22 protein-coding genes are annotated in these 21462 nt (G+C 73.0%); 13 read left to right on the top strand and 9 right to left on the bottom strand.

Going from position 1 to position 21462, the window contains the following annotated elements; translation table 11 throughout:
* Both ACZ7JZ_RS05725 and ACZ7JZ_RS05720 read right to left on the bottom strand, forming a co-directional pair.
* Positions 1-855 (bottom strand): TIGR03084 family metal-binding protein, encoded by an 855-nt coding sequence (locus ACZ7JZ_RS05725; protein WP_470933573.1) that lies wholly within the window; start codon positions 853-855, stop codon positions 1-3.
* A 688-nt stretch (positions 856-1543) separates the two neighbouring features.
* Positions 1544-2008 (bottom strand): hypothetical protein, encoded by a 465-nt coding sequence (locus ACZ7JZ_RS05720; protein WP_470933571.1) that lies wholly within the window; start codon positions 2006-2008, stop codon positions 1544-1546.
* A 149-nt stretch (positions 2009-2157) separates the two neighbouring features.
* Between ACZ7JZ_RS05720 and ACZ7JZ_RS05715 the strand changes: the two genes are divergently transcribed.
* The 5 genes from ACZ7JZ_RS05715 to ACZ7JZ_RS05695 all read left to right on the top strand — a co-directional run bounded on the left by ACZ7JZ_RS05715 (position 2158) and on the right by ACZ7JZ_RS05695 (position 5239).
* A complete protein-coding gene (locus tag ACZ7JZ_RS05715; protein WP_470933569.1) occupies positions 2158-3117 on the top strand; it encodes a helix-turn-helix transcriptional regulator in 960 nt (319 codons plus the stop codon).
* 136 nt (positions 3118-3253) lie between these two features.
* Complete coding sequence (locus tag ACZ7JZ_RS05710) at positions 3254-3487, top strand: hypothetical protein (RefSeq protein WP_470933567.1); 234 nt, start codon at positions 3254-3256, stop codon at positions 3485-3487.
* Positions 3468-3992: a DUF6879 family protein gene (locus ACZ7JZ_RS05705; protein WP_470933565.1), complete on the top strand. Its 525-nt coding sequence runs from the start codon at positions 3468-3470 to the stop codon at positions 3990-3992. Before ACZ7JZ_RS05710 ends, ACZ7JZ_RS05705 begins: the two co-directional genes overlap by 20 nt.
* Positions 3982-4872, top strand: coding sequence for a helix-turn-helix domain-containing protein (locus ACZ7JZ_RS05700; protein ID WP_470933563.1), 891 nt, complete (start codon positions 3982-3984; stop codon positions 4870-4872). The genes ACZ7JZ_RS05705 and ACZ7JZ_RS05700 overlap by 11 nt, the downstream gene beginning before the upstream one ends.
* 157 nt (positions 4873-5029) lie before the next feature.
* Complete coding sequence (locus ACZ7JZ_RS05695) at positions 5030-5239, top strand: hypothetical protein (protein ID WP_470933561.1); 210 nt, start codon at positions 5030-5032, stop codon at positions 5237-5239.
* An 18-nt stretch (positions 5240-5257) separates the two neighbouring features.
* Here the strand turns inward: ACZ7JZ_RS05695 and ACZ7JZ_RS05690 are convergent, their stop codons facing one another.
* Positions 5258-6208 (bottom strand): EamA family transporter, encoded by a 951-nt coding sequence (locus ACZ7JZ_RS05690; RefSeq protein ID WP_470933559.1) that lies wholly within the window; start codon positions 6206-6208, stop codon positions 5258-5260.
* Between the two features lie 151 nt (positions 6209-6359).
* On the opposite strand from ACZ7JZ_RS05690, the gene serC reads away from it, so the two are divergent.
* From serC to ACZ7JZ_RS05675, 3 genes are all read left to right on the top strand, one after another.
* Positions 6360-7478 (top strand): phosphoserine transaminase, encoded by a 1119-nt coding sequence (serC, locus tag ACZ7JZ_RS05685; protein WP_470933557.1) that lies wholly within the window; start codon positions 6360-6362, stop codon positions 7476-7478.
* Positions 7479-7799: 321 nt separating this feature from the next.
* A complete protein-coding gene (locus tag ACZ7JZ_RS05680) occupies positions 7800-8825 on the top strand; it encodes a hypothetical protein (RefSeq protein WP_470933555.1) in 1026 nt (341 codons plus the stop codon).
* Positions 8818-9435 carry a class F sortase gene (locus tag ACZ7JZ_RS05675; RefSeq protein WP_470933553.1) on the top strand — a complete coding sequence of 206 codons (618 nt, stop codon included), beginning with the start codon at positions 8818-8820 and terminating at the stop codon, positions 9433-9435. Before ACZ7JZ_RS05680 ends, ACZ7JZ_RS05675 begins: the two co-directional genes overlap by 8 nt.
* Positions 9436-9492: 57 nt before the next feature.
* Here the strand turns inward: ACZ7JZ_RS05675 and ACZ7JZ_RS05670 are convergent, their stop codons facing one another.
* Together ACZ7JZ_RS05670 and ACZ7JZ_RS05665 are read right to left on the bottom strand one after the other, a co-directional pair.
* Positions 9493-10320: a hypothetical protein gene (locus ACZ7JZ_RS05670; RefSeq protein ID WP_470933551.1), complete on the bottom strand. Its 828-nt coding sequence runs from the start codon at positions 10318-10320 to the stop codon at positions 9493-9495.
* A gap of 169 nt (positions 10321-10489) precedes the next feature.
* Entirely contained in the window at positions 10490-11509 is a 1020-nt protein-coding gene (locus ACZ7JZ_RS05665; RefSeq protein WP_470933549.1) for a WD40 repeat domain-containing protein, read from the bottom strand.
* Positions 11510-11641: 132 nt separating this feature from the next.
* Here ACZ7JZ_RS05665 and ACZ7JZ_RS05660 point away from each other — a divergent pair, with 132 nt between their 5' ends.
* On the top strand, positions 11642-12328 hold the full coding sequence (locus ACZ7JZ_RS05660) for a GDSL-type esterase/lipase family protein (protein WP_470933547.1): 687 nt from the start codon (positions 11642-11644) through the stop codon (positions 12326-12328).
* Between the two features lie 128 nt (positions 12329-12456).
* Positions 12457-13446 (top strand): aldo/keto reductase, encoded by a 990-nt coding sequence (locus tag ACZ7JZ_RS05655; protein ID WP_470933545.1) that lies wholly within the window; start codon positions 12457-12459, stop codon positions 13444-13446.
* A 450-nt stretch (positions 13447-13896) separates the two neighbouring features.
* Here the strand turns inward: ACZ7JZ_RS05655 and thpR are convergent, their stop codons facing one another.
* From thpR to ACZ7JZ_RS05640, 3 genes are all read right to left on the bottom strand, one after another.
* A complete protein-coding gene (gene thpR, locus ACZ7JZ_RS05650) occupies positions 13897-14484 on the bottom strand; it encodes an RNA 2',3'-cyclic phosphodiesterase (protein ID WP_470933543.1) in 588 nt (195 codons plus the stop codon).
* 93 nt (positions 14485-14577) lie between these two features.
* Positions 14578-15855, bottom strand: coding sequence for an MFS transporter (locus ACZ7JZ_RS05645; RefSeq protein WP_470933541.1), 1278 nt, complete (start codon positions 15853-15855; stop codon positions 14578-14580).
* 193 nt (positions 15856-16048) lie between these two features.
* Positions 16049-16486, bottom strand: a complete 438-nt coding sequence (locus ACZ7JZ_RS05640; RefSeq protein ID WP_470933539.1) for a MarR family winged helix-turn-helix transcriptional regulator — start codon at positions 16484-16486, stop codon at positions 16049-16051.
* Positions 16487-16619: 133 nt separating this feature from the next.
* On the opposite strand from ACZ7JZ_RS05640, the gene ACZ7JZ_RS05635 reads away from it, so the two are divergent.
* Positions 16620-16802 (top strand): BrnA antitoxin family protein, encoded by a 183-nt coding sequence (locus ACZ7JZ_RS05635; protein ID WP_249767154.1) that lies wholly within the window; start codon positions 16620-16622, stop codon positions 16800-16802.
* Between the two features lie 21 nt (positions 16803-16823).
* Here ACZ7JZ_RS05635 and ACZ7JZ_RS05630 read toward each other — a convergent pair whose 3' ends face one another.
* Positions 16824-18281, bottom strand: coding sequence for an NCS2 family permease (locus ACZ7JZ_RS05630; RefSeq protein ID WP_470933537.1), 1458 nt, complete (start codon positions 18279-18281; stop codon positions 16824-16826).
* Positions 18282-18422: 141 nt separating this feature from the next.
* Here ACZ7JZ_RS05630 and ACZ7JZ_RS05625 point away from each other — a divergent pair, with 141 nt between their 5' ends.
* Both ACZ7JZ_RS05625 and ACZ7JZ_RS05620 read left to right on the top strand, forming a co-directional pair.
* Entirely contained in the window at positions 18423-18746 is a 324-nt protein-coding gene (locus ACZ7JZ_RS05625; RefSeq protein ID WP_470933535.1) for a DUF2530 domain-containing protein, read from the top strand.
* Between the two features lie 103 nt (positions 18747-18849).
* The gene (locus ACZ7JZ_RS05620; protein WP_470933533.1) at positions 18850-21351 is read left to right on the top strand and encodes an HAD-IC family P-type ATPase; all 2502 of its coding nucleotides are present in this window, start codon (positions 18850-18852) and stop codon (positions 21349-21351) included.
* Positions 21352-21462 lie beyond the last annotated feature (111 nt).

Raw genomic sequence — 21462 nt, 5'->3', positions numbered from 1 at the left:
TCACCGCTGCCCCCCGCCCGCGCGGGGTTCCCGCCCGGGGCCCGCGGGGCCGGCGAAGGCCTGGGCGATGTCCAGCCAGCGGTCCGCTTCGGCGCCCTCGGCCCGCAGGGCGAGGTCGGCGCGGTGGGCCCGCTGGGTGGCCAGCAGACAGAAGTCGAGCGCGGGGCCGGTGATCCGCTGGGCCGCGTCCGCGGGCCCGTACGCCCACACCCCGGGCGCGGCACCCGGCGCCGACCCGGGGTCCGCCGGGGCGGTGAGCTCCACGCGGAACTCCTCGCGGGGCGCGGCCAGTCCGCGGACCAGGTACGCGTAGTCCCGGGCCCGGACCCCGATCCGGGCCACGTGTCGCAGCCGCGCGGTCGGGGTCCGCCGCAGGCCGAGGGCGTCGGCGACGTCCTGGCCGTGCGCCCAGGTCTCCATCAGCCGGGCACTGGCCATGGACGCGGCCTTCATCGGGGGCCCGTACCAGGGGAAGCGGGCGCCGCGGGGGGCGGCCGCGAGGGCCGCGTCCAGGGCGGCCCGGCCCGCCCGCCAGCGGGCGAGGAGCTCGGCGGGCGGCAGTGCGGCCCCTTCGGCGGCGCCCTCGTCCACGAAGGAGTCGGGGGCGGCGAGGGCCTCCTCCGTCATCCGGCCGAATCCGGCCGGATCGGTGACGGCGAGCAGGGCGGCCCGGTCGGTCCAGGCGAGGTGGGCGATCTGGTGGGCGATGCTCCAGCCGGGCGCGGGGGTCGCCGCCGCCCACTGTCCGGCGGTCAACCCGCCTACCACCAGGTCGAGTTCACCGCTCTCCGCCCGGAGGGCCGCGTACACGGCCTGGGTCGGGTCTTCGGGCGGCGCTGCGGACTGATCGGACACGCGGACTCCCTCGGGCGATCGGTGAGGGAAGGGTGGCAGCGGGCAGAAAAACAATCAAGCACGCTTGCATGATTTGACGGAAACAGCAGGGAAGCGAGAGGCAACGTTCCGCCTCACCGCATCGATTTGGCCATGGCCCCAACTCGGCCAGGAGGGAGAGAAGTTCTGGTCAGGCCACGCCGCCTTGGCATATGCCGCTGCATCATCGATTCACCAGAAGGGGCAATTCCGGTCAGATACCTGAAACTTGCGAAACCGCACCCGATGTCCAGCCCCATACTGAAGCCCGCTCAGGGCCCGCGAGCGCGTCCATGCCACCCGCTCCACTCGACGGACTACGCGATGACGAGGGATGAACTGCCTTGACAGAAGCCGCACCCCCTCCGCAGCCTCCGGTGTCCCTCTACCCCGATCCGGACGGGCCGGACCCCCTCTTCTCCGCCGCCCACGGATACCACGTACCCGCGTGCACCCGCGGCCCCTTCCACGGGACGGCGCACCCGCTGCCCCGCGGGGCGCTGACGCCCGCCCCGCCCGCCGGGGGCCCGGCCCTCCCGGGGCCGCCCCGCGGCTGAGGGCCGGCCCGCCCGGCCCTCCCCCCGACCGCGGGTCCGGCGGACCCCCGTACCGCCGGACCCGCACCCGCCGCCGCACCGGCACCCGCACGGCACCGCACCGGCACCCCCGCTCAGACCACCCGGCTGAACTCCATGGTCCAGTTGGTCAGCCAGGTCCGGCCCTCGTCCTGGGAGAAGGCCTGCTCCCAGCGCGCGGACCCGGGGGTGATGTCCGACCAGGTGAACCGCACGCGCACGGCCCGCCCGTCATGGGTGTCGTCCCCGAAGAACTCCCCGCGGAGCACCCCGTCCTCCTCGGTGAACCCGCCGGTGACGGGCGGGAAGAGCTGCCCGGTCCGCTTGCTCGCCCAGTGCAGCGACCACTCCGCGCGCGCGGGGTCGTACAGCCCGAGGGTCAGCCCGGCGAAGCCCTTGGTCGGGAAGTCCATCTCGTCGAGGCAGGCGGCACCGCCGAGGTGGTCCGTCACCTTCGACAGGGCGGGGAACTCCTCCCAGGCGCTCGTCCCGTCGAGGAAGTCGGTCAGCCAGCGGTTGGCGACCGTCCAGTCGCCGGTGAGGAAGTCGAAATCGTTCATGGCGGGACCGTAGGACGGCTTCACTGACATCTTCTGTCAGTGAAGATGCACGAACCGCACCACCCCGGCACCACCCCCGGAACGCACCCCGGCACCACCCCAGCAGCACTTCAGGAAGCACCACCGGAGCAGGAGGAATCCCCACCGCCATGAAGTCGAGCCGCCTTCTGTCCATCCTCCTGCTGCTCCAGACCCGGGGCCGCATGACCGCCGCCGAGCTGGCCCGCGAGCTGGAGGTGTCGGTACGCACGATCTACCGCGACGTCGAGGCCCTGGCCGCCTCCGGGGTCCCGCTCTACGGGGACTCGGGCCACAGCGGCGGCTACCAGCTGATGGACGGCTACCGGACCCGGCTGACCGGCCTCAGCTCCGGCGAGGCCGAAGCCCTCTTCCTCACCGGGATGCCCGGCCCCGCCGCCGAACTCGGCCTCGGCCAGGCCCTGTCCGCCGCCCAGCTCAAACTGCGGGCCGCACTCCCGCCCGCCCTGCGCGTCCAGGCCGACAAGATGCGGCTGCGCTTCCACCTCGACGCCCCCGGCTGGTACGCCGAGCACGAGGAGGTCCCCCACCTGCCGCAGGTCGCCGACGCCGTCTGGCGCGGCCGGGTCCTGGAGGTCCGCTACCGGCGCTGGCAGGAGCCCCGCGAGGTGGACCGGCGCATCGAACCGTACGGGCTGGTCCTCAAGGCGGGCCGCTGGTACCTGGTCGCCGGGCCCGGACCGCGCACCTACCGCGTGGACCAGATCCTCTCCCTCGCCGAGACCGGGGAGGAGACCTGCCTCCCCGAGGACTTCGACCTGGCCGCGCACTGGCAGCGCACCCAGGCCGAGTTCCACGCCGGCCTGTACCGCGAGGAGGCCCGCGTACGCATCTCCCCGCGCGGCGCCGAACGCCTCACCGGGGCCCAGGCCCGCGCCGTCGCCGACTCGGCGGCGGCCGCCCCCGCGGGCTCCGGGGACTGGATCGAGGCGGTCGTCCCCGTGGAGTCCCTCGACCACGCCGAGCGCGAGTTCCTCGCCCTGGGCACGGACATCGAGGTGCTGGCCCCGGCCGAGCTCCGCTCCCGCCTCGCCGCCACCACCACCGCCCTGGCCGCCCGCTACTCCTGACCGCAGCCCGCCCGCACACCCGTGAACGCGCGCATGGAATACGCCTCCGCACGCCCCGCCCGCCACCTTGACGCGCCCTTCGGGGCGGCGGGATGGTCGGGAGCCGAGACGCAGCGGCTCGGCAGCGGAGGCAGCCATGGCACTACGGTTCGTCGGGAAGGACCCTGAGTCCGGAGACCACGGCTCGCCGGCCGTATGGGTGGACGAGGACTCCAAGGACCTGCTGGTGCAGGGGTGGACGGCCGACGCGTCGACCACGGCGGAGAGCTCCAAGGACGTGTCGATCCCCAGCCACGAGTCGGTCGTACGGGTCCCGAAGCGGATGATCCCGTTGCTGAGGGAGGCGCTGCGTGTCGCAGAGTTTGACTGAGTTCGCCGCTCTGATCAGAGCCGCCGGGAGCTCGGCGGTGCACCTGGAGATGCGCGACAGCTACGGCGTCGCGGGCGAGGCCCCCGGCTACTGCGCCTGGCGCCGCGGGCACCGGCTCGACCCGGCCGACCCCGGCTCCTGGTGGCGGCCCTGGCTGGACCTCGTCCAGGAGGTCACACAGCGCGGGGTCGCGGTCCGGCGGGCGCGCATAGTGTCCGAACCGGTCAGCGACTACATCCGCTACGAGCACTCCGTGAGCTTCACCAACCAGCACGCGGGCGAGCAGATCCGCTGGCTGCCGCGCCGCGCGGCCTCCGGACTGGCCCTGCCCGGCAACGACTTCTGGCTCTTCGACGGGCAGCGGGTGCAGTTCAACGTGTTCGACGGGGAGGGCCGGTGGGTGCACACCGACCACACGGACGACGGGCGGGTGGCCGCCCTGTGCGCCGCCGCCTTCGAGTCCGTCTGGGAGCGGGCCGTACCCCACGAGACCTATGCGCCCTGAGCCCCCCGCCTCCCCGCTGTCCAGCGCCCAGGCCGCCCGCAGCGCGGTCGCCCAGCGGCTGCTGGGCCTGATGAAGGACGCCGGCCTGACCGGGCACGAGCTGGCGGCCCGCTGCGGCTGGCACAAGTCCAAGTCCTCGCGCATCGCCCGCGGCAGGACCCCGCCCTCCGACGCCGACATCCGGGCCTGGTGCGCGGCCTGCGGGGCGGAGGAGCAGGCCCCCGACCTGGTGGCGGCCTCCCGGAACGCCGAGTCGATGTACGTGGAGTGGCGGCAGATCCACCGCGACGGGATGCGCCGCGTCCACGAGCAGACCAAACCGCTCTACCAGCGCACCCGGCAGTTCCGCGTGTACGCCTCCAACGTCGTGCCCGGGATGCTCCAGACCGCGGGGTACGCGGGCGGGCTGCTGCGCTCCATCACCGAGTTCCAGGGCACCCCCGACGACGTGGCGGAGGCCGTGCAGGCCCGGCTGGAGCGCTCGCGGGTGCTGCGCGAGGGCGACCACCGCTTCGCGCTGCTCCTGGAGGAGGCGGTGCTGTACTACCGGGTCTGCGACGGGGTCGCGATGGCGGACCAGCTGGCGCACCTGCTGGCGGTGATGTCCCAGCCGAACGTGTCCCTCGGGATCGTCCCGCGCGCGGTGCGCCGTACGGTCTGGCCGCTGGAGGCCTTCTACGTGTTCGACGGCTCGCTGGTGGCCGTCGAGACCCTGACCGCGGAGATCAACGTGACCGCGCCCGGGGAGATCGCCACCTACCTGCGGGCCTTCTCCCGGCTCTCCGAGCTGGCAGTACGGGGCCCGGGCGCCCGCGCCCTGATCCTGGCGGCCCTCGCCGCCGCGGGCGAAGCGGGCGGGGGAGAGCAGGCCGGCGGGTGAAGCGGTCGGGGTGCATCCGCTCCCCGGTCGGGGTGCATCCGCCGGGGACCTCCGCCCGCGGGTGAATCCGTGCAACCGCGTGCAACAACCTGGCCCGGCCGGTACGCCCTTCCCTACGGTCCTCAGCATCGATCCGCGGACCAGCCGGAGGCGCCCGATGGCCCACTACGCAGCGAACGATCCCATCGACCTGTCGCTGCCCTCGAAACCCCCGGCCCCCGCCCCCGGCTGCGTACCCTGCGCCGTCCTGGCCCGGGAGCGGGCCGAGGCCTGGCAGCGCGGGGACGGCTCGAAGGTCTCGGACTGCAACGTGGGCATCGCCGCCCACGCCCGCCTCCACGGCGGCCCCCCGGGACCCGCGGCCTGAGCCCGGGCCCGGCCGGGCCTACTCGACCGCGCGCGTCTGGGCCCGCACCGCGCCCATGCTCGCCGCCACGACCAGGGCGATGGCGAGGGCGTCCGTCCACGCCATGGCCTGGTGGAGCACCAGGAAGCCCGCCACGGCCGCGATGGCCGGCTCCAGGCTCATCAGCACGGCGAAGGTGGGCGCGGGCAGCCGGCGCAGCGCGAGCAGCTCCAGGGTGTACGGCAGGACGGAGGACAGCAGGGCCACGCCCAGCCCCAGCAGCAGGGTGCTCGGCACGAGCAGCGCGGACCCGGCCTGCGCGATGCCCAGCGGCAGGCTGAGGACGGCCGCCACCGCCATGGCCAGCGCGAGCCCGTCGGCCTGCGGGAAGCGGCGCCCGGTGCGGGCGCTGAAGACGATGTACGCGGCCCACATCGCGCCCGCGCCCAGCGCGTAGGCCGCGCCCACGGGGTCGAGGGAGCCGAAGCCGCCGTCGCCGCCGTGCCCGCTCAGCAGGACCACCCCGCCGAGGGCCAGCCCGGCCCACAGCAGGCTGGACAGCCGGCGGGAGACGATCACCGACAGGGCCAGCGGGCCGAGCACCTCCAGGGTGACGGCCGGGCCGAGCGGGATGCGGTCCACGGCCTGGTAGAACATGCCGTTCATACCGGCCATGGCGATACCGAAGGCGAGGACGGTGCCCCAGTCGGCGCGGCTGTACCCGCGCACCTTCGGACGGCAGACCAGCAGCAGGACCAGGGCGGCGGCGGCCAGCCTCAGGGCGACCACCCCGGCGGCCCCGGCCCGCGGCATCAGCATGACCGCGACCGCGGCCCCGAACTGCACGGAGATCCCCGCCGTGATCACCAGCGCCACCGGACCGAGCCGCGAGGGTCCGCGCTCACGGCCCGCCTTCAGGGAGGCGGGCTGGGCGGCGGAGGGCGCGGCGGACACGGCGTTACCTGGGGAGGTGGTGGCGGAACGGGTCATTCCCCCAGCCTACGGCCCCGTAAGGGGCATGTCCTCGTGTTTCACCTTACAGACGGCGGAACGGCAGGGGTCGGGCCCGCACACCGGTCGGATCGTCTCACCGGGTGGACGCCCGTGAACGGCCCGCTCCCCGAACCGATACGCTCCGCTCGTGGCTGAGATCCAGATTCCCGCTGACATCAAGCCCGCCGACGGCCGTTTCGGCGCGGGCCCCTCCAAGGTGCGGACGGAGGCCCTCGAAGCCCTGGCCGCCACCGGCACCTCCCTCCTCGGAACCTCCCACCGCCAGGCCCCGGTCAAGAACCTGGTCGGATCGGTGCGGCAGAACCTCCGCGACCTCTTCTCCCTCCCCGAGGGCTACGAGGTGATCCTGGGCAACGGCGGCTCCACCGCCTTCTGGGACATCGCGACCCACGGGCTGATCGAGCAGAAGTCCCAGCACCTCACCTTCGGCGAGTTCTCCTCCAAGTTCGCCAAGGCCGCGAAGCTCGCGCCCTGGCTGGACGAGCCGAGCGTCATCTCCTCCGAGCCGGGCACGCACCCCGAGCCGGCCGCCGAGGCGGGCGTGGACGTGTACGCGTACACGCACAACGAGACCTCCACCGGTGTCGCCGCCCCGATCAAGCGGGTCGCCGGCGCCGACGAGGGCGCGCTCGTGCTCGTGGACGCGACCTCGGGCGCGGGCGGCCTGCCCGTGGACATCACCGAGACCGACGTCTACTACTTCGCCCCGCAGAAGTGCTTCGCGGCGGACGGCGGCCTGTGGCTGGCGGCCTTCTCCCCGGCCGCACTGGAGCGCGCCCAGCGCATCCACGCCTCCGGCCGGCACATCCCGGAGTTCTTCTCCCTGCCGACGGCGATCGACAACTCGCTGAAGAACCAGACGTACAACACCCCGGCGCTCTCCACCCTCTTCCTGCTCGACGAGCAGCTGAAGTGGATCAACGGCCAGGGCGGCCTGGACTGGGCCACCGCCCGGACCGCGGCCTCCGCCGCCGCCCTGTACGGCTGGGCCGAGGAGTCGAAGTACGCGACCCCGTTCGTGACCGACCCCGCCAAGCGCTCCTCCGTGATCGGCACCATCGACTTCTCGGACGAGATCGACGCCGCCGCCGTGGCCAAGGCCCTGCGGGCCAACGGCATCGTGGACACCGAGCCGTACCGCAAGCTCGGCCGCAACCAGCTGCGCGTGGCCATGTTCCCGGCGATCGACCCGGCGGACGTGCAGGCGCTGACCGCGTGCATCGACCACGTGATCGGGCAGCTCTGACCCCGTAGCGGCAACCGGCCCGAGGGCCCCCGGTGACCCTCCGTCACCGGGGGCCCTCGGCGTGTCCGGGCCCGCGGCGGTTCCGTTCCCGGGCGCCCGCGGCCGTTCCGGGCGGCCGGCCCCGGGACCTTGGTCCCAAAAATCGCGGCAAAGCCCCCGTAAACGGCCCTTCCCGAGCACCCCCGCCACCTGCGGATTCCCCCGCCGGGACCTTCGCCGGGCCCGCACAGCCCCCGCACAGCCGCCTGCAACCAGGCGCCCAGGATGTCCCTCATGTCAGGTGTGCCGGGAAGATTCCCCGGCCCGTCAAGAGGAGCACCCATGCGCAAGGCACTCACCGTCTCGGCGATCGCACTGGCCTCGTCGATGGCCCTCGCCGTCCCCGCGACCGCGTTCGCCGCCGACGCCTCGACCCACCCGGCCCCGGCCGCCACCACCGCCACCGTCTCGGACGGCACGGCGAACGGGACCAACGGCGACAACGGCACCACCACCGACGGCACCACCGGCAACGACAAGTCCCAGGACGGCAGCAGGGACGACGCCCCGGACGCCACCACCCAGGCGAGCCTGTCCCTCTCCGCCTCCTCCGCGGAGCCCGGCGCCACCCTCTACGTCACCGCCCGGGTCCCGGCCGGCTCCACCGCCGTCTCCGTCAGCTCCGCCGCCCTCGGCGAGGTCACCATGACCGAGGGCAAGGCCGCCGGCGTCTGGACCGGCACCGCGACCGTCTCGAAGGACGCGGCCGACGGCGGCTACGGCGTCTCCCTGACCGGCTCCGGCCCCCAGGGCGAGCAGCTCCAGGCCACCGCGCAGCTCACCGTGAAGGCCGACAAGCCCACCCCGCCGAAGCCCACCCCCGTCGAGAACGCCCTCTCCCTGTCCGCCGACTCCGGCAAGCCCGGCGACCACGTCAAGGTCACCGTCACCACCGGCGAGAAGAGCGCGTACGTCGACTCCCTCGCCTTCGGCGGCCGGGTCTCCCTGAACAAGACCGGCAAGGACACCTGGACCGGCACCGCCACCGTCGCCAAGGGCGTCAAGACCGGCTACTACGGCGTGGACGCCTACGCGGGCGGCAAGAAGTTCGACACGGTCAAGTTCACCACCGACGCCACGGGCGGCGGCGGCCACCACGACGGCCACCACCAGCACGTCACCCCGCTCAAGCCCTCCGAGCACAAGACCCCGAAGGGCTCCGTCAACACCGGCACGGCCCCCGCCGCCACCGGCTCCGACTCCGGCCCGGGCCGCGACGGGCTGCTCGCGGTCGGCGGCGCCTCCGCCGCCTCCGCCTTCGCCCTCGCCGGGGCCGGGCTGCTGCGCCGCCGGGGCTCCCGTGGCTGAGTACGGACAGCGGGTACGGCACACCCGCCGCGCGGCCGTCCTCGCCGCCGCCGCACTCACCGGGGCGGCCCTGCTCTCCGGCTGCGGTACGGCGAAGCAGGCGGACGCGGCGACGGGCGGCGCGGGTACGGCCGCCGGTGCGGTCCGCCCGGTGAAGGCCTCGGCGGCCTCCTCCCTCGCCCCGTCCGTACCGGACCGGATCGAGATCCCGTCCCTGCACGTGGACGCCGGGCTCGACACCGTCGGGCTGGACCCGCAGGGCGTCATGCAGGAGCCCTCGTACGACAAGCCGATGGACGCGGCCTGGTACGAGCAGGGCCCCACCCCCGGGGAGAAGGGGGCGGCGGCGATCGTCGGCCACATGGACACGCCCAGCACCGAGGAGGCGGTGTTCTACAACCTGAAGGAGCTGAAGAAGGGGCAGCAGATCGAGGTCCACCGCACGGACGGCAGCACGGCGGTGTTCGCCGTGGACGACGTGGAGACCTTCAAGAAGGACGCGTTCCCCACGCAGAAGGTCTACGGGGACACGGGCGGCAGGGCCGAGCTGCGCGTGATCACCTGCGGGGGGAACCTCACCCCGGACCGCCACGACCACCTGTGGCTATGACTGCTGCGGCCGTGCCCTTCGCCCTGCCGCTGTCGCGGCTGCCGCTGCTGCCGCTGCTCATGCGACCGGCAGCCCGGGGACCGGCACGGGCGCGGGCAGCGGCGGCAGGCCGTCGACGGGGAGCTTGGGCAGCTCGGGGAGGCCGGGCAGGTTCGGCACCGGCAGGCCCGAGCCGAGGACCAGCGCCACGACCAGGTTGACCAGGCCGGTGACCACGTCGGTGGCCTTGCCCCCGGCGTCGGCGGCGCAGCCGCACGGGCCGGCGGACTTGGCGAGGCCGTCGACGGACTTCTTCAGGTTGTCCACCGCCGCCGTGATCAGGTCGAGGGGCGCGGCGGCCTTCGCGGACTGCGCGGCGGACTGGGCGGCAACGGCGACGGGCAGCTTGGGCGCGGCCACCGGGAGCTTCGGGGCCTCCACGGGGAGCTTGGGGGCCTCGACCGGGAGCTTGGGCGCGTCCACGGGCAGCGGCGGCGCGTCCACCGGCAGCTTCGGCGGCTCCACGGGCAGGTCCACCGGGGGCTTGGGCAGCTCCACCGGGGGCTTCGGCAGGTCCACGGGCGGCTTCGGCAGGCCCGCCTTCAGCCCGTCGAGGGCCGAGGTGACCGCCGCCAGGTGCTTGTCCAGCTCGGCCTGCGGCACCTTGCCCTCGTCGGCCTTCAGCACGGCCTCCAGCAGGTCGGTCACCGGCTTGAGCACCCCGGCCGTCGACCCGAGGGTCTTCACCTGCCCGAGCAGCGCGTCGGCGCCCGGGACGGGAGCGGCCTGCGCCGCTGCGGACACGGGGCGCTCGGGTGCGGCAGCCGCGGCGGCCAGGCCCGGCGAGGTGCCGAGCAGGGCCAGCGAGAGGGCGGCGGGGACGATGAAGCGGGTCGTGGGACGCAACTGCTTCTCCTTCGCGTGCAGGGACGGTACGGGCGCTACGGCGGTACCGCGGACGCCGCCGCGGGGACAGCGGACGGCGCGGCCACGGGGACCACCCCACCCACTACTGATCACCCGTCAGCAGCCCGCAACCCGGGGCGTGCCCCGCTACTGCACCCGTGATGAACCGTCACCCGCCTCGCCGTACCAGCCGCTTCAGCCCGAGCACCACCGCGGTGGCCACCGCCAGGGCGATCGCCCCGACGGCGAAGCTGCCCTCCTCCGCCGGATCGGCCGCGGCCTGCTGCCCGCCCGTACCCGTCTTCCCGGTACCGCCCGCACCCCCGGAGGCGGCGGGCCCGCCCCCGCCCCCGGGCCGCTCCACCGGGACCGCCACCACCCGGCTGCCCGACCCCTCCGAGCCGAACATCAGCGCCGACCCGTCCGGCGCGTACGCCACCGACTCGGCCTGCGCCTGGAAGGGGGCCGCGACCCGCTGCGCCTCCCCCGCGGGCCGGCCGTCCTGCCACGCGTAGGTCTCGGCGAAGAAGTAGCCGCGGACCGCGAGCTGCTTCCCGTCCGGGGAGAAGGCCGCGTCCGTCACCCAGGGCATCGGGGCCACCCGGCGGAACACGTTGGAACGGGAGGCGCTCAGCCGGGCCGGGCCCTCGTACAGCCCGCCCGTGCTCTCGTGCTTGCTCGCGATGTAGACCCGGCCGGTCACCGGATGCACCATCACCGCCTCGGCGTTGCGCGGCCCATCGGCGTAACGGACCGTGAACTGGGTCGCCTTGACGGTCGAGTTCCCCAACTCGGCCGGTTCCGGGAGCCGGTAGATCCACACGTGCTCCCAGGTGCCGTCGCGGTTGTCCCCGATGTCGCCGACGTACAGGTTCCCGTCGGGGCCCAGGGAGATCCCCTCCACGTCACGCGGGCTGCCGACGCCCGTCATGGTCACCCGGGCCACCGTCTCGCCCGTCGCGGAGTCCACCCCGTACAGGTACGCGCCGTCGGCGCTGTCGTTGTGGGTCCAGTACACGCCGGGGTGGCGGCGGCTCGCGACGAGCCCGCTGGACTCCGTGATCCTCGGGTCCACGATCCGGAAGGAGGAGTCCCCCGGCCCGGCGGCGGCCGCCGCGGGCACCCCCCAGACACCGGACAGGGCGAGGAGGCTCAGGACGGCGGCACTCGACACGAAACGCAGGCGCATCCCCCCAGCCTGCCACCCCGGCCCGCCGCAGAACCCCGCCGGCCGCCGCCGCGGGCCCTCCCGGGGCCCCGCGTGTCCCGTCTCACAGCCGCGCCCCTGCACCGGAACCCGGCCATCCACGATGATGACCGGATGCGTTTCATGTTCGTCGGGGACTCCATGACCATCGGGCGCGCCGGCGACTACACCTGGCGCTACCGCATGTGGCAGCACCTCAACGCCTCCTTCGGCGGCCCGTACAAGATCGTCGGCCCGCGCACCGAGCTGTACGACGTCCACGCCGACGCCCCGGTCTCCCTCGACTACGCCGACCCCGCCTTCCCCGAGGCCGCCCGCCGCCACCTCGCGGGCTGGGGCGAGGGCTGGCAGCACATGGCCCCGCTGATCGGGGAGACCGTACGCACCCACAAACCGGACGTGCTGCTGATCTCCCTCGGCCTGATCGACCTCGGCTTCTACACCGACGCCGAGCAGACCGACGCGAACGCCCGCGCCTTCATCGCCGCGGCCCGCGCCGCCCGCCCGGGGATCCGCATGGTGCTGCTCCCGGTGATCCCGAACGTGCGCGCCACCGCCGACGCCCCCTTCGCCGCCCAGTGCGAGCGCTTCAACGAACTGCTGGCCAAGACGGTCGCGGACCTCTCCACGGACGCCTCCCCACTGCTCCTCGCGGACCGCCCGCGGGACTACGACCTCCACCGCGACACCTACGACGGCACCCACCCCAGCGCCTCCGGCGAATGCCGCTTGGCGGGCGAGTTCGCGAACGCCCTCCACCAGGCCTGGGACATCGGCGGCCCGTACACCTTCCCGTCCTGACCGGGGGCACCGGAGACCGCGGGTGGCGCGGGGTGGGACCCGGCGGGGGGCCGGAAGGCTGTACCGTCCGGTCCGCGGACCGGAACCCCCTTGCCCCGGGCGGGCTCCAGGCAGTTGGCTAGTGGCCCATGGAGTACACGCAGCTCGGACGCACCGGACTCAAGGTCAGCCGACTCGTCCTCGGCACCATGAACTTCGGCCCCCAGACGGACGAACCGACCAGCCACGCCATCATGGACAGCGCCCTCGGAGCGGGGGTGAACTTCTTCGACACCGCCAACGTGTACGGGTGGGGCGAGAACAAGGGCCGCACCGAGGAGATCATCGGCTCCTGGTTCGCGCAGGGCGGCGGCCGCCGCGAGAAGACCGTACTGGCCACCAAGGTCTACGGCTCGATGTTCCGCGACGGCGAGACCTGGCCCAACCACGACAAGCTCTCCGCCCTCAACATCCGCCGGGCCGTCGAGGCCAGCCTCAAGCGGCTCGGCACCGACTACGTGGACGTCTACCAGTTCCACCACATCGACCGCACCACCCCCTTCGAGGAGGTCTGGCAGGCCGTCGAGGTCCTGATCCAGCAGGGCAAGGTGCTGTACGCGGGCTCCTCCAACTTCCCCGGCTACAAGATCGCCCAGGCCAACGAGACCGCGGCGCGGCGGGGGCTCGTCGGGCTCGTCAGCGAGCAGTGCCTGTACAACCTGTACGAGCGGCGCGCCGAGATGGAGGTCATCCCGGCCGCGCAGGAGTACGGCCTCGGGGTGATCCCCTGGTCCCCGCTGCACGGCGGGCTGCTCGGCGGGGTCATCCGCAAGGAGGTCGAGGGCGGGCGGCGCGCGTCCGGGCGCACCGCGGAGGCGCTGGCCGATCCGAAGGTGCGGGGGCAGGTGCAGGCGTACGAGGACCTGCTCGACAAGCACGGGCTGGAGCCGGGGGAGGTCGCGCTGGCGTGGCTGCTGGGGCGGCCGGGGGTGACGGGGCCGATCGTCGGGCCGCGGACGGTCGAACAGCTGGAGGGGGCGCTGCGGGCGCTCTCCCTCGACCTCTCCCCGGAGCTCGTCGCCGCCCTCGACGAAGTCTTCCCGGGCCCGGGCCCGTCCCCGGAGGCCTTCGCCTGGTAACCCCTGACCCCGGGTCCCGCTGCGCGGGGCCTGTTCCCCACCCCGCCCCTTCCCGAAACCGGGGGCAAGCCCCCGGACCCCCATACCGTGCGCTCCGCGCCCGGTGCGCTCAAACTCCCCCAGACTTCGTCCGGGGGGACCCCCTGCGCGGGCTGGATTGTGCTGCGCACATCCATCGGCCCTGCCGGCGGCATCAGCGAACTCCAGCCCCGCCGGCGTTTGAGGCGCGGGGTCTGGGGCGGAGCCCCAGTTCGGGAAGGGGAGGGTAGGGGAAAGGCCCCGCGCAGCGGACCCCCGCGCCGGCGGGGTCCGGGTCAGCGGGGCCCGGGGCGGGTTACTGGCCGAGCGCGGAGGCGACCGCCACGACGACGAACATCAGTACGAGCACACCCGCCATCACGCGGTTTCTGGTCTTCGGATCCACACGTCGAGCCTAACCGCCGCCGCGCCTCACTCCTGCCCCACCCCGTGCAGCCCCCACTCCCGGACCACCTCGTACCGCGGCCCCTCCCCCGCCACCCCGTCCACCGGCAGCCGACTCCGCACCAGGCTCACCACGCTGACCTGCCACGACGCCCCCTCGAAGCCCGCGAGCGCCGCCACGTACGGCCCCAGGTCCGCATCGGCGCCGCCCCGGCTGCGCGCCAGCGTGAGGTGCGGCACGTACCGCCGGTGCTGCTCCATCGGGATCCCGGAGCGGCGCGCGGCCGCATCGGCCCGGTCGGCGAGCAGCCGCAGTGCGTCCAGGCCGCCCGCCGCCCCGGCCCACAGCGCCCGGGAGCCGAAGTGCCCGGAGCCGTGGACGCGCAGGGTGAAGGGGTCAGTGCGGTGGGCTCCGCGGGCGAGCCGGGTGTGGAGCTCGTCGAGGCGGGCCGGGTCCACCTCGCCCATGAAGGCGAGGGTGAAGTGCCAGCCCTCCTCGGCGGTCCAGCGCAGCCGGTCCTGCCCGGGGAGCTCCTGCCGCCGCACGGCGGCCACGGCCTCCCGCAGCTCGGCGACGGCCGCCGGGGGCGGCAGGACGGCGGCGAAGAGTCTCATGCGGGCGAGGCTAGCGCCCGTACCCCCCGCCCGCGCCCCCGCGGCCCCGCGCCCCCTGCGCCGGACTTCCGCCGGACCTCCGCCGGGCCTGCGCTACGAGGCCGGCACCAGGGACTCCCGGGCCGGCTGCCGCGGGACGAGCGCCACGTGCGTGCGCCCGCGCCGCAGGTCCACGGCCAGCTTCAGCCCGCCGATGCGCGCGAGGACCGCGCCCACGGCCAGCGCCGCGAGCAGCGAGACCAGCCCGCCGGCGGCCATGCCCATGCGGGCCCCGTACGTGTCGGTGATCCAGCCGACCAGCGGCGCCCCGAACGGGGTCCCGCCGGTGAAGACCATCATGAACAGAGCCATGACCCGGCCCCGCATCTCGGGGTCGGTGGCCGTCTGCACCCCGGAGTTCGCGGTGACGTTCACCGTGAGCCCGAACATGCCGATCGGCACCAGCAGGAGCGCGAACAGCCAGAAGTACGGGGCGAACGGCGTCAGCGTCAGCAGCAGTCCGAAGGCCACCGCCGCCGCGACCAGCACCCGCAGCCGGGGCGTGCCCCGGCGGGCGGCCAGCAGCGCTCCGGCCAGGGAGCCGGCGGCGAGCAGGGTGTTCAGCAGGCCGTAGGTGCCGGGCCCGCTGTGGAAGACCTCGTCCGAGAAGGCCGACAGCCAGACGGGGAAGTTGAAGCCGAAGGTGCCGATGAACCCGACCAGGACGATCGGCCAGATCAGCTCCGGGCGCCGGGACACGTACCGCAGGCCCTCCCTGAGCTGCCCCTTCGCCCGCCGCACCGGCTCGACCGGGTGCAGTTCGGAGGTCCGCATCAGCAGCAGGCCGACGATGGGCGCGAGGAAGGACAGGCCGTTGGCGAGGAAGGCGTAGCCGCTGCCGACGGCGGCGATCATGACACCGGCGACGGCGGGGCCGACCAGCCGGGCGGACTGGAAGTTCGCGGAGTTCAGCGAGACGGCGTTGGCGAGCTGCTCGCGGCCGACCATCTCGTGGACGAAGGACTGCCGGGCCGGGTTGTCGACGACGGTGACCAGTCCGGCGAGGAGGGCCGTCAGGTAGACGTGCCAGACCTCCACGTGCCCGGAGAGGGTGAGCACCGCCAGTGCGAGGCCGATGAGGCCCATCGCGGACTGGGTGGCGATCAGCAGGGGCCGCTTGGGCAGCCGGTCCGCGAGGACGCCTCCGTAGAGGCCGAACAGCAGCATCGGCAGGAACTGCAGGGCGATCGTGATGCCGACGGCGGAGGCGGATCCGGTCAGCGAGAGCACGAGCCAGTCCTGGGCGATGCGCTGCATCCAGGTGCCGGTGTTCGAGACGACCTGGCCGGTGGCGAAGAGCCGGTAGTTCCGGATCCTCAGCGAGCTGAACATCGAGTTCTTGCGGGTGCCGCTGCTCTGTCGGGTACTGCTCTGTGGGGTACTGCTCTGTCGGGCGCTGCTATGTCGGGTGCTGCTGGTGCTGCGGGTGCGGCCGCTGGTGCGGCCGGTAGGGGTGGAATGCGGTCCGGGGGCGGAGTCTGCTCCGGTTCCCGTACTCAAGGGCGTTCGCCTCCTTGTGCGGTGCTTACAGGTGGGCGAGCTTCTCCAGGACGGGTGCGGCGGCACGGAGCTTGGCCCATTCGTCCTCGTCGAGCTCGGCCGCGAGACCTGCCAGGAAGGCGTTGCGCTTGCGACGGCTCTCTTCGAGCATCGCCTCGGCCTCCTCCGTCTGGCTGACCACCTTCTGCCGGCGGTCGTCCGGGTGCGGCTCCAGCCTGACCAGTCCCTTGGCCTCCAGCAGCGCGACGATGCGGGTCATCGAGGGCGGCTGTACGTGCTCCTTGCGGGCCAGCTCACCGGGGGTGGCCGAACCGCAGCGGGCGAGGGTGCCGAGCACCGACATCTCGGTCGGGCTCAGCGATTCGTCGACGCGCTGGTGCTTCAGGCGCCGGCCCAGCCGCATGACGGCCGAGCGGAGATCGTTCACGGCGGCTGCGTCGTCGCCATGGGAAAGGTCACGCATGTTCTTAGCCTAACTCATTACCCAGTCTAAATACCAGGCGGTTTTCGGCGGCGTCTGAAACGTGTCACCCATACGGGTGAGACGGCACCGGAAAGTGACACGCCGTACGCCTGTCTGCCCCGACCCTGTCGGCATGGGGACACACGTGCTCAGCATGCGGATAGACGGGGAGCTGCTGGACAGGCTCCGGCACCACGCCGCAAAACGCGGAATGAGCGTCCAGGACTACGTGGTCCGGACGCTCATCCGCGATGACTTCGACGAGCGCTTCAAGGCGGCCGTCGACGAGACCGAGAAGTTCTACGGGCTCACCTGAGCCCGTAGGACACGGGCTGCCTTACGTGAGGCCCAGGGCGGGCATCGCGTAGTAGAAGACGAACACCGCCGAGACGACGTACATGGCCGCCGGGACCTCCCGGCCCCGGCCGGTCGCCAGGCGCAGGACGGCGAAGCTGATGAAGCCGATCCCGATGCCGTTGGTGATCGAGTAGGTGAACGGCATCATCACCATGGCCAGGAAGGCCGGCACGGCGATGGTGAAGTCGCTCCAGTCGATCTCCTTGACGGACCCGGCCAGGATCAGGAAGCCGACTGCGACCAGTGCGGGGGTGGCGGCCTGGGACGGGACCATCGTGGCGAGCGGGGTGAGGAAGAGCGCGACGGCGAAGAGGGCGCCGGTGACCACGCTCGCGAGGCCCGTGCGGGCGCCCTCGCCGACTCCGGCGGTGGACTCGACGAAGCAGGTGTTGGCGGAGGAGGAGGTGGCTCCGCCGGCCGCGACGGCGATGCCGTCCACGATCAGGACCTTGTTGATGCCGGGCAGGTTGCCGTCCGCGTCCATCAGCTTGGCCTCGTCGGCGACGCCGAGGATCGTGCCCATGGCGTCGAAGAAGCAGGACAGCAGGACGGTGAAGACGAACAGCAGGCCGGTCAGCACGCCGACCTTCGCGAACCCGCCGAACAGGCTGACCTGCCCGACCAGCCCGAAGTCGGGGGCCGCGACCGGGTTGCCCGGCCACTCGGGCACGGTCAGGCCCCAGGCCTGACCCGGCAGGTCCGCGATCGCCTGGATGGCCACGGCGGCCACCGTCATGACCACGATCGAGATCAGGATCGCGCCCGGCACCTTGCGGATCAGCAGGGCGAGGGTGAGCAGCACGCCGAGGACGAAGACCAGCACGGGCCAGCCCAGCAGGTGGCCGCTGCCGCCCAGCTGGAGCGGGACGGTGGTGTGGGCGGCGTCCGGGATCCGGGAGACGAAGCCCGAGTCGACCAGGCCGATCAGCATGATGAAGAGGCCGATGCCGATCGCGATGCCCTTGCGCAGGCCGAGCGGTACGGCGTTCATGACCCGCTCGCGCAGGCCCGTGGCCACCAGCAGCATGACGACGAGGCCCGCGAGGACCACCATGCCCATCGCGTCCGGCCAGCTCATCCGGGGGGCGAGCTGGAGGGCGACGACGGTGTTCACACCGAGGCCGGCGGCCAGGGCGATGGGGACGTTGCCGATCACACCCATGAGGAGGGTGGTGAGGGCCGCGGTCAGCACGGTGGCGGTCACCAGCTGGCCGCCGTCGAGCTGGTGGCCGTACATGTCCTTCGCGCTGCCCAGGATGATCGGGTTCAGCACGAGGATGTAGGCCATCGCGAAGAAGGTGGCGAAACCGCCGCGGACCTCGCGGGCGACCGTGGAGCCGCGCTCGGAGATCTTGAAGTAGCGGTCCAGGGCCGTGGTCCCCTGCGGGGACTGGGGCTCGGGCGCAGCCGCCGGGGCGACAGGGGCCGAGGTGCTCATGCGGTCCTCAAAATTGGTTCGTTTTAGGGGTTTCGTACGAAAGAAACCCGTCACAGGCAAACCGTTTCAGTATGAACACATGAACGAGAGGCCGTCCATCTCCGCGCGTAGATGCCCACGGCGGCCGCCTAGACTGACCGCATGGCGAAGTGGACCCCCCAGCACGAGGCACCCGAGCCCCTCGAAGGGCCGGTGGTCGCGACCGTCACCGGCGGCACGATCCTCTCCTTCGCCCTGTTCCTCGTACAGCTGCCCTTCTACGGCTGGTACGCCGACCACGAACGCCTCTGGCTGCTGTGGACCTTCGCCGCCGGCGGCGCGCTCGGCCTCATCGGCATCTGGTACGTCCGGGCCCGCGACGCGGCCCTCAAGCGGCACGCGGCGCAGCAGGACGCCGCGGACGCGGTCGACGGCAGCGGTACGGGCACGGCCACCGGCACCGGCACCGACCCGCGGACCCCGTAGCCGACCGGACGGGGCGACTCCGGGAGGATTCCCGTCATCCCCAGGTCTGATCTTCGTACCGCTCGACGGGTAAAGCGTTCGAACCGCCCTTACCGTCGAAAGCATGACCCAGCGGGCGAAGATCGACATTGACGGACCCGAGCCGGGCGGCGGCCAGGGCGCGGGCGGCAGCGGGGCGGGCAGCGCCCCGGCGGCCGGGGCGCTCATCGACGCGGGCGCCGAACTCGACCCGGTACACCCGGTCGACCCGCCCGCCCCCCTCTTCCGCGCCGGCGGGCTCGCCACCCCCGAAGTGGCCGAACGGGTCGCGCGCGGCGAGGTCAACGACGTACCCGTCCGCAGCAGCCGCTCCACCGCCGACATCGTCCGCGGCAACGTCTTCACCCGCTTCAACGCCATCATCGGCGTCCTCTGGGTGATCATGCTGATCGTCGCGCCCATCCAGGACAGCCTCTTCGGGTTCGTGATCATCGCGAACACCGGCATCGGCATCATCCAGGAGCTCCGCGCCAAGAAGACCCTCGACGGACTCGCCGTCATCGGCGAGGCCAAACCCACCGTCCGCCGCGACGGCCGCCCCGTCGAGATCTCCACCTCCGAGATCGTCCTCGACGACGTCATCGAGCTCGGCCCCGGGGACAAGGTCGTCGTCGACGGGGTCGTCGGCGAGGCCGAGGGACTGGAGATCGACGAGTCCCTGCTCACCGGCGAGGCCGACCCCGTCCTGAAGAAGCCCGGCGACCAGGTCATGTCCGGGTCCTTCGTCGTCGCCGGCGGCGGCGCCTTCACCGCCACCAAGGTCGGCCGCGAGGCCTACGCCGCCCAGCTCGCCGAGGAGGCCAGCCGCTTCACGCTGGTCCACTCCGAACTGCGCAGCGGCATCTCCACCATCCTCAAGTACGTCACCTGGATGATGGTCCCGACCTCCATCGGCCTGATCATCAGCCAGCTCGTCGTCAAGGACAACAACCTCAAGGACTCCATCGCCCGCACCGTCGGCGGCATCGTCCCGATGATCCCCGAGGGCCTGGTCCTCCTCACCTCCGTCGCCTTCGCCATCGGCGTGATCCGCCTCGGCCGCAAGCAGTGCCTCGTCCAGGAGCTCCCCGCCATCGAGGGCCTCGCCCGCGTCGACGTGGTCTGCCTCGACAAGACCGGCACCCTCACCGAGGGCGGCATGGACGTCACCGAGCTCCGCCCCCTGGGCGGCGCCGACCCCGCCTACGTGAAGAAGGTCCTCGGCGCCCTCGGCGAATCCGACCCCCGGCCCAACGCCAGCCTCCAGGCCGTCATCGACGCCTACCCCGACAGCGAGGACTGGCGCTGCACCGAGTCCCTGCCCTTCTCCTCCGCCCGCAAGTACAGCGGCGCCAGCTTCAGCGAGGGCGACGGCGAGAACTCCACCTGGCTGCTCGGCGCCCCCGACGTCCTGCTGCCCGCCGGCGACCCCGCCCTCGACGAGATCGACCAGCTCAACCGGCAGGGCCTGCGCGTCCTGCTGCTGGCCCGCGCCTCCCGCGAACTCGACGACGAACAGGTCGCCACCGGCGTCCGGCCCACCGCACTGATCGTCCTCGAACAGCGGCTGCGCCCCGACGCCGCCGACACCCTGCGCTACTTCGACGAGCAGAACGTCCACGCGAAGGTCATCTCCGGGGACAACGCCGTCTCCGTCTCCGCGGTCGCCGGAAAACTCGGCCTGCCCGGCGCGGAGAACACCGTCGACGCCCGCAGCCTCCCCACCGACCAGGCCGCCATGGCCGAGGAGCTCGACCGCAACGCCGTCTTCGGCCGGGTCACCCCGCAGCAGAAGCGCGACATGGTCGGCGCCCTCCAGTCCCGCGGCCACACCGTGGCCATGACCGGGGACGGCGTGAACGACGTCCTCGCCCTCAAGGACGCCGACATCGGCGTCTCCATGGGCTCCGGCTCCGAGGCCACCCGCGCCGTCGCCCAGATCGTCCTGCTGAACAACTCCTTCGCCACCCTCCCCTCCGTGGTGGCCGAGGGCCGCCGCGTCATCGGCAACATCACCCGGGTCGCGACCCTCTTCCTCACCAAGACGGTCTACTCCGTCCTGCTGGCCGTCCTCGTGGTCTGCTCACAGGTCGAGTACCCCTTCCTGCCCCGCCACCTCACCCTGCTGTCCACGCTCACCATCGGCGTACCGGCCTTCTTCCTGGCCCTCGCGCCGAACAAGGAGCGCGCCAAGCCGCACTTCGTCAAACGCGTCATGCGGTACGCCATCCCCGGTGGGGTCATCGCCGCCACCGCCACCTTCCTCACGTACCTGGTGGCCCGGCACCACTACCGCGGCGAGGGCGCCCTCGAAGCCGAGACCAGCGCGGCGACCCTCACCCTGTTCCTCGTGTCGATGTGGGTCCTGGCGATCATCGCCCGCCCGTACACCTGGTGGCGGGTCGGGCTGGTCGGCACGATGGGCGCGGCCTTCCTGCTCGTGCTGGTCGTGCCCTGGCTCCAGGAGTTCTTCCAGCTCAAGCTGGTCGGCGCCACCATGCCGTGGACGGCCGTGGCCATCGCGGCGGCCGCGGCGGCCCTGCTGGAACTGTCCTTCCGCTGGGTGGACCGCAAGTTCCCGGCATGACGGCGGCGTGAGGACGGCGGCGGGGGGGCCAAGGGAAGCCGGGGGGGGGGGCGACCCCGCTCTGGGAGAAGGAGGGGGGGGGCCGACCTCACCCGCCGGGTCGCGTGCGCC

Source organism: Streptomyces sp. NPDC038213 (assembly GCF_055600495.1).
Note: the sequence above shows the minus strand (reverse complement) of the source record. Positions and strands in the feature narration are given on the sequence as shown.